This window comes from Nocardioides sp. CPCC 206348 (assembly GCF_048654705.1).
GTDB lineage: Bacteria > Actinomycetota > Actinomycetes > Propionibacteriales > Nocardioidaceae > Nocardioides.
The window spans coordinates 22,027-31,651 of record NZ_JBMCZA010000190.1; the positions used below are offsets into that span (position 1 = coordinate 22,027).

The window sequence follows — 9,625 nt, forward strand, 5'->3', positions numbered from 1 at the left end:
CGACGGGTTCGACCTGGACGCCGCGACCAGCCTGGGGCTGTCCATCGTGCGCACCCTGGTCGAGTCCGAGCTCGGAGGACACCTGACGCTGGGACACAGCGTCGACGGTGGCACCCGGGCAGGCATCAGCCTCCCGGTCGAGTGAGCCCGGCAGCGCCCAACGAGTCAGACGGGGGTGCGGACGCGGGCCCGGGCGTTGCGGCGCTTCAGCGCGCGACGCTCGTCCTCGCTGAGGCCACCCCAGACACCGTGGTCCTGTCCCGCCTCGAGCGCCCACGCGAGGCATTGCTCGCGCACGTCGCAGCGCCGGCACACGGCCTTGGCCTCCTCGATCTGGAGGATGGCCGGGCCGGTGTTGCCGATCGGGAAGAACAGCTCCGGATCCTCATCGAGGCATGCGGAGACGTGTCGCCAATCCATGGGTGGAGATGCCTTCTTTCCTACGTGCTGGTGGCCCGGCTGCGGGCATACGTGAGACCGCAAAAGTGAACGGTTTCACGATCGCTTCCGTAAGGCTTCCAAGGAATCCTTCACATATCAAGCAATTCGGGTGGTCGGATGGGTCACAAAGGGTGCTCCTGAGCGTGCAACTAGGCTGAAACTTGTGACCGAGAGCCCCGTGGAGCCCGCCCAGAACCCGCCGCCACTGACCGTAGCGGCGTCGCTGGTCGGAGTCGAGGGCATCGTGCTGCTCTGTCTGGCGGTCCTGGAGTTCGCCAGCGTGACGTCCGGGCGGATGGCGCTGGGCCTGTCCACCGCCGGCTTCCTGCTCGTGTACGCCGTCGTCCTGCTCGGCGCGGCCTGGGGACTCTTCAGGCGGAGCACCTGGGCCCGCGGACCGGTCCTGCTCACCCAGCTGATCGCGCTGGGGCTCGCCTGGAACCTGCGCGAGCACCTGCCGGTGACGATCGGCCTGGTGCTGTGCGCGGGCATCGTGCTGGCCGGGCTGCTGCACCCCGACACCCTCGAGGCACTCGAGCACGATCCGACCGCGCCGCGCACCTGACCTGGGTCCGGCAGGTCTGGTCAGGCCTCGGACTCCAGCGACTCCCGCAGCTGCTCGAGGGTGCGGCCGAGCAGCCGCGAGACGTGCATCTGCGAGACGCCGATCTCCTCGGCGATCTGGGACTGCGTCATGTTCTTGAAGAAGCGGAGCAGCAGGATCTTCTTCTCGCGCGGCGGGAGGTTCTCCAGGAGCGGCTTGACCGACTCGCGGATCTCGACGTGCTCGAGGGCCTCGTCGTCGATGCCCATCGCGTCGAGCATGCTCTGCCCGCCGCCGCGGTCGGAGTCGTCGTCGGTGGCGTCGAGGGACAGCGTGGAGTAGGCGTTGCTCGACTCCAGGCCCTCGACGATCTCCTCGACCGAGCAGCCGAGGACCTCCGACAGCTCCCGGGCCGTGGGGGAGCGGCCCAGGCTCTGCGTGAGCTCGGCGGTCGTCGCGCTGATCTGCATCCGCAGTTCCTGCAGTCGTCGCGGGACCCGGATCGCCCAGCCCTTGTCCCGGAAGTACCGCTTGATCTCGCCGATGATCGTGGGCGTGGCGTAGGTGGAGAACTCCACGCCGCGGTCGGTGTCGAAGCGGTCGACGGACTTGATCAGGCCGATGGTGCCGACCTGGACCAGGTCCTCGTAGGGCTCGCCGCGGTTGCGGAAGCGCCGCGCACAGTGCTCCACCAGCGGCATGTGCAGCTCGAGGAGGGCTTCGCGCGGGTCCTTGCGCAGCAGGGCCTGGCAGACGTCGTCCGCGCGGAACTCGTCGAGGACGTCGTCACGGATGTCCTCGAAGGCGTCCGGGTCGCGCAGCCACAGGAACAGCAGGGCGCTGATGCGTCGGGTCCGTTCGGTTGCAGCCGACCGTCCGCTGCCAGCGCTCCCCCGAGAGAGGTCGGCAGTCATGACTCGAGCGACGACCGCACCGTGAGGCGCACCGCGTAGGAGCCGGGCGCGGTGTCGATCGCGGCCTCGGCCGCCAGCGTCGCCAGGACCTGCCACCCGAAGCTCTCGTAGTCCGGCGGCGTCGGCGACTGGGAGTCGGTGCTGATCGTCAGCATCAGCTCGCCCGGGGTCAGCCGGAACCGGCAGTCCAGGACGGCGCCGTCGTCGGCCTCGTCGAGCACCATCGCCGCCGCTTCGGACACCGCGATGCGGAGGTCCTCGATGTCGTCCATGGTGAAGTCCAGGCGGGCCGCCAGGCCGGCGGTCAGGGTGCGCAGCACCGTTGCGTAGGCGCCATCGGCAGGGAGACGGAGCTCGACCTCCGTGGGGTCACCTGCGGTGGCGGTGTCACCGGACACGGGGGTGCTCGTCTCGGGCATACCGTTCCTCGAGGGGTTGGCTGGGGACCTGAACGGCACGAGCCTACGACAACGGCCGCGCTCCCCGGGGGAGCGCGGCCGTCATCGGGCCGGAGGCACGGTCAGGGCAGCAGGCCACCCAGCAGGTCGAGCAGGTCCAGCAGGTCGTCCAGGTCCAGCACGGTGCCGAGCCCGAGGCCGTCGAGCAGGTCGTCCAGCAGGTCACCGAGGCCGAGGGCACCCAGCACGGTGTTGACGACATTGAGCAGGTCGGCGGGGTTGGGTGCGGTACCGGCCGAGATCAGGTCGCACAGCGGCTTCGCCTGGGGTGCGCTCTGGCAGAGCAGGTAGAGCGGGCTCGCCGTCGAGCCACCGGGGACGAGCTGGCCCAGGATGTCGCAGATCTCCTGGGGGACGCCGGCGTCGCAGAGGGTCTGGATCGGGCTGGCGGTCGGCCCGGTCGGCACCACGTTCTTGCAGGAGGTGACCCGGTTCTGGTGGATCCGGACGACGGCCAGGCCGGCGCGGACCTTCACCATCTCGGCCTTGAACTGCTTGCTGACCTTGACCACCTTGGCGTGGCGGGCCTTCTTGGCCTTGCGGGTCTTGGCGCGCTTCTCGGCACGCTGGGCCTTGGCCAGGATGTTGCGCACCTTCTTGGCGGTGCTGACCCGGCTGCCGTAGTTGGCGCGAGCCTTGGCCAGGGCGGCCTCCTGGGCGGCGCAGTCCGGTGCCGTCTGGGCGGCGACGACCGTCGTACGGTCAGCGGTCGGAGTACTCGCGCCCGCAACGGGCGTGGACGTGAATGTCAGGCCGAGGCCGAGGCCGAGGACGACGAGGATCTTGAACAGGGCGCGATGCATCGCGGGTGTCTCCCTCCGGTGGTCCCGGGCCTAGGGGTTGCCCGAGTACGTGAGGTGCCCATCGGCACTGCCGGACCAAATGACAGGAACCGCACGCCCCGAAGGACGTGCGGTTCCAGAATCGGGACGTTGGTCCCGGTTCGTCAGGCCTTCTTGGTCGCCCAGAAGATCTCGGCGATCTCGTCGATCTTGGCGAGCAACTGGTCGGCCACGCCGGCGTCGAGGGTGCCCTTGGTGCCACCGGCACCGGCGAGCTTGGTCGCCTCGTTGATCAGCGTGTGCAACTGCGGGTACGCCTCGAAGTGCGGCGGCTTGAAGTAGTCGGTCCACAGCACCCACAGGTGGTGCTTGACCAGCTCGGAGCGCTGCTCCTTGATGAGGACCGCGCGGGTGCGGAAGTCCGGGTCGTCGCTGTCGAGTGCCTTGGCGATCACGGCCTTGATCGACTCGGCCTCGATACGGGCCTGGGCGGGGTCGTAGACGCCGCACGGCAGGTCGCAGTGCGCGGAAACCTCGATCGACGGGGCGATCAGGCTGGGAATGAGACGCGAGAACATGTGGGTCCTCTCCTGAGTTCGATGGGGAACGAAGCTGCGCCTGCGACACTACTCGGCATGGCAGGCAGGGCAACGGCAGGTCGTACGTCGGGACGCCGCCACAGGTTCGGCGGCCGGATCGGCATCGCCGTCGTACGCGGCGAATCGATGGAACCGACCCTGTCCGCGGGCGACCGCCTGCTGGTGTCGTACGGCGCCCGGGTGCGCCCCGGCCAGGTCGTGGTGGCCCGGTTCCCCGACGACACCCTGGTGATCAAGCGGGCCAGCGAACGGCGCGGGCCCCGCTGGTGGCTGGTGGGGGACAACCCCGAGGCCAGCACCGACTCCCGGCACCGCGGCGCGATCGCGCCCGACGACGTCCTGGGCGTGGCGCGGCTTCGGGTCTGGCCGCGACCGCACCTGCTGTGACCTGTCTCATCCGGACAGTCGCGAGGTAACGGCCGTGCGTGTGCGAGGATTGCCGGTCGTGGCCGCTGACGTTCCTCCTTCCCACCCGCACGCGGGCGAACCGGTCTTTGATCTGCACGTCGGCGGGAAGATGGCGACCGTCCCCACGGCCGACGTCAGTACCAAGGACCAGCTCTCCCTCGCCTACACCCCCGGTGTCGCCGAGGTCTGTGAGGCGATCGCTGCCGATCCGAGCCTGACCCGTCACTACACGTGGGTCCCCAACACCGTGGCGATCGTGACCGACGGCACCGCCGTCCTCGGCCTCGGTGACATCGGCCCGGCCGCGGCCATGCCGGTGATGGAGGGCAAGGCGATCCTCTTCAAGCAGTTCGGTGGCGTCGACGGCATTCCGATCTGCCTCGCGACGACCGACGTCGAGGAGATCATCGAGACCGTCGTGCGCCTGGCGCCGAGCTTCGGGGGGATCAACCTCGAGGACATCTCGGCGCCGCGCTGCTTCGAGATCGAGGACCGCCTCAAGGAGGCGCTGGACATCCCGGTCTTCCACGACGACCAGCACGGCACCGCCGTGGTGACCCTGGCGGCGCTGACCAACGCGCTCAAGTTGACCGGGCGCTCGGCCGAGACGACCCGCGTCGTCATCTCCGGCGCCGGTGCCGCCGGCGTGGCGATCGCGAAGATCCTGCTCGCTGCGGGCATCCGCGACATCGCGGTGACCGACCGCAAGGGCGTCGTGAGCTCGGACCGCAACGACCTCACCCCGTCGAAGAAGGCGCTGGCCGAGCTGACCGCCGACCTGTGTGGTCGCCGTGGCACCCTCGCCGACGCGTTCAACGGCGCCGACGTCTACGTCGGCGTGTCCGGCGGAACCGTGCCGGAAGAGGTCGTCGCGACCATGGCCGACGACGCGATCATCTTCGCGATGGCGAACCCGAACCCCGAGGTCCACCCCGACGTCGCCCACCGGCACGCGCGGATCGTGGCCACCGGACGCTCGGACTTCCCGAACCAGATCAACAACGTGCTGGCCTTCCCGGGGATCTTCCGCGGCGCCTTCGACGTGCACGCGAGCGCCATCACCGAGGGCATGAAGGTCGCCGCTGCCGACGCGCTGGCTGCCCTCGTCGGTGACGACCTCACCGAGGAGTTCGTGATCCCCTCGCCGTTCGACCCGCGGGTCGGGCCGGCCGTTGCCGCGGCCGTGGCGGAGGCCGCACGCCGGGACGGCGTCGCACGAGCCTGACCTGCCGATAGGCTCGTCTCTCGTGTTCGCTGTCTACGCCGATTCCTTTGCCGCTTCCGCCGACGAACCGCTGACCGGACTGGTGGTCGGGGAACGTCCCGACCCGGTCGCGCCCGAGGGCTGGGCCACCGTCACGGTCAAGGCGGCCTCGCTGAACCACCACGACCTCTGGTCGCTGCGCGGCGTCGGCCTCAAGGCCGAGGCGCTGCCGATGATCCTGGGCTGCGACGCAGCGGGGTACGACGAGGACGGCAACGAGGTCGTCGTCCACGCGGTGGTCTCCGACCCCCTGTGGCGCGGTGACGAGACGTTCGACCCGCGCCGGTCGCTGCTCTCCGAGCGGCACCAGGGCACCTTCGCCGACAAGGTGATCGTGCCGAGGGGCAACATCGTCCCGAAGCCGGCCTCGATGTCCTTCGAGGAAGCAGCGTGCCTGCCGACGGCCTGGCTGACCGCCTACCGGATGCTCTTCACGCAGGGTGGCCTGAAGGCCGGTGACACCGTGCTGGTCCAGGGTGCCGGTGGCGGAGTGGCCACCGCGCTCATCGCCCTTGCGCGCGCCGGTGGGCTGAAGGTGCTGGCGACCAGCCGTGACGAGGCCAAGCGCGCGAAGGCGCTCGAGCTCGGCGCCCACGAGGTCTACGAGTCGGGCGCCCGGTTGCCGGTGAAGGTCGACGCCGTGATGGAGACCGTCGGACGCGCGACCTGGTCGCACTCGATCCGCGCACTCCGCCCGGGCGGCAAGATCGTCATCTCCGGCACCACCTCGGGCCCGAACCTCGACGACGCCGAGCTGACCCGGATCTTCTTCCTGCAGCTGAGCGTCATCGGTTCGACGATGGGCACGCGCGACGAGCTCGCTTCCCTCGTCACGATGCTCGACGCCACGGGCCTGCGGCCCGTGATCGACCGGGTGCTGCCGATGACCGAGGCCCGCGACGGGTTCGCGGCCATGGCATCGGGCGACGTCTTCGGGAAGATCATCTTCACTCGCTGATTTCTTTTCTCCTGCCTGTCACATCGGGTGGTTCGTCGGTGTCTTCATGTCGAACCCACCCCACAGGAGGAGACAGAAATGACCAGCACGACGCGCGTCCCGGCCATCCCGATCGATGGTGTGTACGGATCCCTGGTGAAGACGTTCAGCAAGAAGATGCTCGGCAAGGTGCCTGAGTCGCTCGGCGTCCTGTGGCACCACAAGCCGGCACTCAAGGCCACCATGGCCCTGGGGCAGAAGTCGCGGAAGTGGAACGAGGTCGACCTCGACCTCAAGTCCTACGCGCACATGGCCGTGGCCGCGCAGATCGGGTGCAGCTTCTGCCTCGACCTCGGCTACTTCCAGGCCCACAACGAGGGCCTCGACCTCGACAAGGCGCGCGAAGTGCCGCTCTGGCGGACGTCCGAGGTGTTCACGCCGCTCGAGCGTGACGTCCTCGAGTACGCCGAGGCGGTGACGGCCACGCCGCCCACCGTCACCGACGAGCTGTCGGCACGACTGCTCGACGCACTCGGTGCACCCGGCCTGGTCGAGCTGACGTCCTACGTCGGCATGGCGAACCTGATGGCGCGCGGCAATGTCGCGCTCGGCATCGAGTCAGAGGGCTTCGCCGCATCGTGCGGTCTGCGTCCGATGGCCGAGCCCGCGGACGTCGTACCCTCGACGCTGTGAGCGAGGACCCGTTCGTCCGGCATCGGAACCTGCTGTTCACCGTCGCCTACGAGATGCTCGGTTCGGCGGCCGACGCCGAGGACGTCGTCCAGGAGACGTGGTTGCGGTGGGCCGATGTGGACCAGTCGCAGGTGCAGCAGCCGCGCGCCTACCTGGTCCGCATCGTCACCCGGCAGGCGCTCAATCGATTGCGCACGATGGCCCGCCGTCGTGAGGAGTACGTCGGTGAATGGCTCCCCGAGCCCCTGCTGACCGCCCCGGACGTGGCCGATGACATCGAGCTCGCCGAGAGCGTGTCGATGGCGATGATGACGGTGCTGGAGACGCTCGGGCCGACCGAACGCGCGGTGTTCGTGCTGCGCGAGGTCTTCGACACGCCGTACGACGAGATCGCGGAGGCCGTGGGGAAGCCGTCGGCCACGGTGCGACAGATCGCGCTGCGGGCGCGCAACCACGTCGCAGCCCGGCGACCTCGCGTCGCCGTCGACCGGACCGAGCAGCGAGCCGTCGTGGAGAGGTTCCTCGCGGCCGTGCAGACCGGCAACGTCCAGGCGCTGCTCGACGTGCTCGCTCCGGACGTGGTGATGAAGGCCGACGGCGGTGGCATCGCGCAGGCGATCCGCAAGCCACTCAGTGGTGCGGACCCGGTCGCCCGCTTGCTGTCCAACTTCGCCCTGTTCGCGCCCGGTGGCGTGGTGGAGATGGTCTGGATCAACGGTGCGCCGGCGGCCCGGATCGACGTCGAGGGCGAGCTCACGGCCGTCAGCCTGGTGTTCGAGGGGGACCGCATCGCGCGGATCTATGCGATGCGCAATCCGCACAAGTTGTCCGGACTGGCGGGGGAGACGGCACTGAGCCGGGACGTCACGGCCTGAGCTGCTCGCAGGTTGCTCGCAGGTTTTATTCGTTGGCGGGAATCTCCCCGGGTGCGGGAGCATTGACGTCCACAGGGTTTCGACGAACTCCGATGATTTTTCGTCGCTTCCGCTGTCGAAACGATGACGGCCCGTTCGTAGAAGTAGTGAGCGACGGGCCCACCGATCATCGAGATGCACCTGATGGCGGCCGGCCACCGCTGGCCCAAGCCACCACCAACCGATAGGACCTCCCATGACTGCGCCCATCGAGACCGGCGACATCGCCGAGTTCGAGGAGGAGTTCACGAGCTCGGCAACCCCGGGCCGCACGCCTCTGGTGATCAAGCTCCTGGTCGCGGCGACGTTCGTCGTGATCCTCAACGAGACCATCATGGTCAACGCCCTGCCGGCGCTGATCGACGAGTTCAAGGTCACCGAGCGCACGGCTCAGTGGGTGATGACGTCGTTCATGCTGACCATGGCCGCGGTGATCCCGCTGACCGGCTGGTTCCTCCAGCGCGTGTCGACCCGGGTGGCGTACTCCACGGCGATGATCACGTTCGCCACCGGCACCGCACTCGCCATGGTCGCGCCGACCTTCGAGGTGCTCATCGCCGGGCGGGTCGTCCAGGCGGCCGGCACCGCCGTGATGATGCCGCTATTGATGACCACGCTGATGACGGTCGTGGCCGCCGAGGACCGCGGTCGGGTGATGGGGCAGGTGACGCTCGCCATCTCGGTCGCTCCGGCCCTGGGCCCGACGGCCTCCGGCCTCATCCTCGAGGCGGGTTCGTGGCGCCTGATCTTCGGTGTCGTGCTGCCGATCGCAGCGCTGGTCGGCTACTTCGGCCTGCGGGCGCTCGTCAACGTCGGCGAACCGCAGGTCAGCAAGGTCAGCTGGCTCTCGGTGGTGCTGTCAGCCGCCGGCTTCAGCTTCCTCGTGTACGGGCTCAGCAAGCTCGGCGCGAGCGGGTGGGAAGAGACGTCCGGCTACATCGGCATCGGCGTGCTCCTGGTCGCCGCCTTCGTGGCCTACCAGATCCGCCTCCAGCGCACGAGCGTGCCGCTGCTGGACCTGCGCACGCTGCTGCGCCCCACCTACGCCAAGTCGCTGCTGCTGATGTCGGCCGCGTTCATGGCGTTCCTGGGCTCGATGCTGCTCCTGCCGCTGTACCTCGTGCAGCTGCGCGGGCTCACCGAGCTGCAGGCCGGCCTCCTGGTGATGCCGGGCGGCCTGGCGATGGGCCTGCTCGGTCCGCAGGTGGGCAAGGTCTACGACCGCTTCGGATCCCGGGTGCTGGTGATCCCCGGCGCAGTCGGCATGACCGTCGCGCTGGTCCTGCTGAGCCGCATCGCCGTGGACACGCCGTACTGGCAGCTGCTGCTCATCCACGTCGGCCTGATGGCCTGCCTGGCGTTGATCTTCACGCCGGTCTTCACCATCGGCCTGGGTGACCTGCCGCCGGAGCTCTACTCCCACGGCTCCTCGCTGCTGGGCGCGCTCCAGCAGGTGGCCGGTGCCATGGGTGCGGCGCTGCTGATCGCGCTCATGTCCAACCGGTCGGAGTCGCTGGCCGCGTCCGGGAGCGATCCCGGCCACGCGTTCGTCGGTGGCCTCGAGTGGGCGTTCCTCGCGGGAGCCGGGGCAGGCGTCGTGGTGGTCCTGCTCGCACTGCTGCTGCCGTCCAAGGTGGACGCCCCCGAAGGCGCGCCCGCCGCGCACTGACC

Annotated in this window: 12 protein-coding genes; 7 read left to right on the forward strand and 5 right to left on the reverse strand. The window is 69.2% G+C overall.

The features are described 5' to 3' along the window. Positions 1 to 165: 165 nt before the first annotated feature. Positions 166 to 420, reverse strand: coding sequence for a WhiB family transcriptional regulator (locus tag ACOADB_RS15940; RefSeq protein WP_056706341.1), 255 nt, complete (start codon positions 418 to 420; stop codon positions 166 to 168). A 184-nt stretch (positions 421 to 604) separates the two neighbouring features. On the opposite strand from ACOADB_RS15940, the gene ACOADB_RS15945 reads away from it, so the two are divergent. Further along, positions 605 to 1,006, forward strand: a complete 402-nt coding sequence (locus ACOADB_RS15945) for a hypothetical protein (protein ID WP_378600515.1) — start codon at positions 605 to 607, stop codon at positions 1,004 to 1,006. A 20-nt stretch (positions 1,007 to 1,026) separates the two neighbouring features. On the opposite strand, the gene ACOADB_RS15950 is transcribed toward ACOADB_RS15945, so the two are convergent. The 4 genes from ACOADB_RS15950 to sodN all read right to left on the reverse strand — a co-directional run bounded on the left by ACOADB_RS15950 (position 1,027) and on the right by sodN (position 3,717). After that, a complete protein-coding gene (locus ACOADB_RS15950) occupies positions 1,027 to 1,899 on the reverse strand; it encodes an RNA polymerase sigma factor SigF (RefSeq protein ID WP_378600518.1) in 873 nt (290 codons plus the stop codon). Continuing rightward, positions 1,896 to 2,318: an anti-sigma factor gene (locus tag ACOADB_RS15955; protein WP_378600521.1), complete on the reverse strand. Its 423-nt coding sequence runs from the start codon at positions 2,316 to 2,318 to the stop codon at positions 1,896 to 1,898. The genes ACOADB_RS15950 and ACOADB_RS15955 overlap by 4 nt, the downstream gene beginning before the upstream one ends. A 101-nt stretch (positions 2,319 to 2,419) precedes the next feature. Next, entirely contained in the window at positions 2,420 to 3,160 is a 741-nt protein-coding gene (locus ACOADB_RS15960) for a hypothetical protein (RefSeq protein ID WP_378600524.1), read from the reverse strand. 143 nt (positions 3,161 to 3,303) lie between these two features. Beyond that, the gene (gene sodN / locus ACOADB_RS15965; protein ID WP_056706331.1) at positions 3,304 to 3,717 is read right to left on the reverse strand and encodes a superoxide dismutase, Ni; all 414 of its coding nucleotides are present in this window, start codon (positions 3,715 to 3,717) and stop codon (positions 3,304 to 3,306) included. A 57-nt stretch (positions 3,718 to 3,774) separates the two neighbouring features. Here sodN and sodX point away from each other — a divergent pair, with 57 nt between their 5' ends. The 6 genes from sodX (at position 3,775) to ACOADB_RS15995 (ending at position 9,623) form a co-directional block, all read left to right on the forward strand. Further along, positions 3,775 to 4,125 (forward strand): nickel-type superoxide dismutase maturation protease, encoded by a 351-nt coding sequence (gene sodX / locus ACOADB_RS15970; protein WP_378600526.1) that lies wholly within the window; start codon positions 3,775 to 3,777, stop codon positions 4,123 to 4,125. Positions 4,126 to 4,255: 130 nt separating this feature from the next. Then, positions 4,256 to 5,371: an NAD(P)-dependent malic enzyme gene (locus ACOADB_RS15975; protein ID WP_378600672.1), complete on the forward strand. Its 1,116-nt coding sequence runs from the start codon at positions 4,256 to 4,258 to the stop codon at positions 5,369 to 5,371. Between the two features lie 22 nt (positions 5,372 to 5,393). Next, positions 5,394 to 6,368, forward strand: coding sequence for a zinc-binding dehydrogenase (locus ACOADB_RS15980; protein ID WP_378600529.1), 975 nt, complete (start codon positions 5,394 to 5,396; stop codon positions 6,366 to 6,368). A 78-nt stretch (positions 6,369 to 6,446) separates the two neighbouring features. Next, positions 6,447 to 7,040, forward strand: coding sequence for a carboxymuconolactone decarboxylase family protein (locus ACOADB_RS15985; RefSeq protein ID WP_378600532.1), 594 nt, complete (start codon positions 6,447 to 6,449; stop codon positions 7,038 to 7,040). After that, entirely contained in the window at positions 7,037 to 7,915 is an 879-nt protein-coding gene (locus tag ACOADB_RS15990; RefSeq protein ID WP_378600535.1) for an RNA polymerase sigma-70 factor, read from the forward strand. Before ACOADB_RS15985 ends, ACOADB_RS15990 begins: the two co-directional genes overlap by 4 nt. Before the next feature lie 235 nt (positions 7,916 to 8,150). Next, positions 8,151 to 9,623, forward strand: a complete 1,473-nt coding sequence (locus ACOADB_RS15995) for a DHA2 family efflux MFS transporter permease subunit (protein WP_378600537.1) — start codon at positions 8,151 to 8,153, stop codon at positions 9,621 to 9,623. The last annotated feature ends 2 nt before the right edge of the window (positions 9,624 to 9,625 follow it).

Bases quoted from the DNA above. Each gene is read 5' to 3' on its own strand.
- ACOADB_RS15940 (WP_056706341.1), bottom strand. From the start codon at position 420: ATGGATTGGCGACACGTCTCCGCATGCCTCGATGAGGATCCGGAGCTG.
- ACOADB_RS15950 (WP_378600518.1), bottom strand. From the start codon at position 1,899: ATGACTGCCGACCTCTCTCGGGGGAGCGCTGGCAGCGGACGGTCGGCT.
- ACOADB_RS15955 (WP_378600521.1), bottom strand. From the start codon at position 2,318: ATGCCCGAGACGAGCACCCCCGTGTCCGGTGACACCGCCACCGCAGGT.
- ACOADB_RS15960 (WP_378600524.1), bottom strand. From the start codon at position 3,160: ATGCATCGCGCCCTGTTCAAGATCCTCGTCGTCCTCGGCCTCGGCCTC.
- sodN (WP_056706331.1), bottom strand. From the start codon at position 3,717: ATGTTCTCGCGTCTCATTCCCAGCCTGATCGCCCCGTCGATCGAGGTT.
- sodX (WP_378600526.1), top strand. From the start codon at position 3,775: ATGGCAGGCAGGGCAACGGCAGGTCGTACGTCGGGACGCCGCCACAGG.
- ACOADB_RS15975 (WP_378600672.1), top strand. From the start codon at position 4,256: ATGGCGACCGTCCCCACGGCCGACGTCAGTACCAAGGACCAGCTCTCC.
- ACOADB_RS15985 (WP_378600532.1), top strand. From the start codon at position 6,447: ATGACCAGCACGACGCGCGTCCCGGCCATCCCGATCGATGGTGTGTAC.
- ACOADB_RS15995 (WP_378600537.1), top strand. From the start codon at position 8,151: ATGACTGCGCCCATCGAGACCGGCGACATCGCCGAGTTCGAGGAGGAG.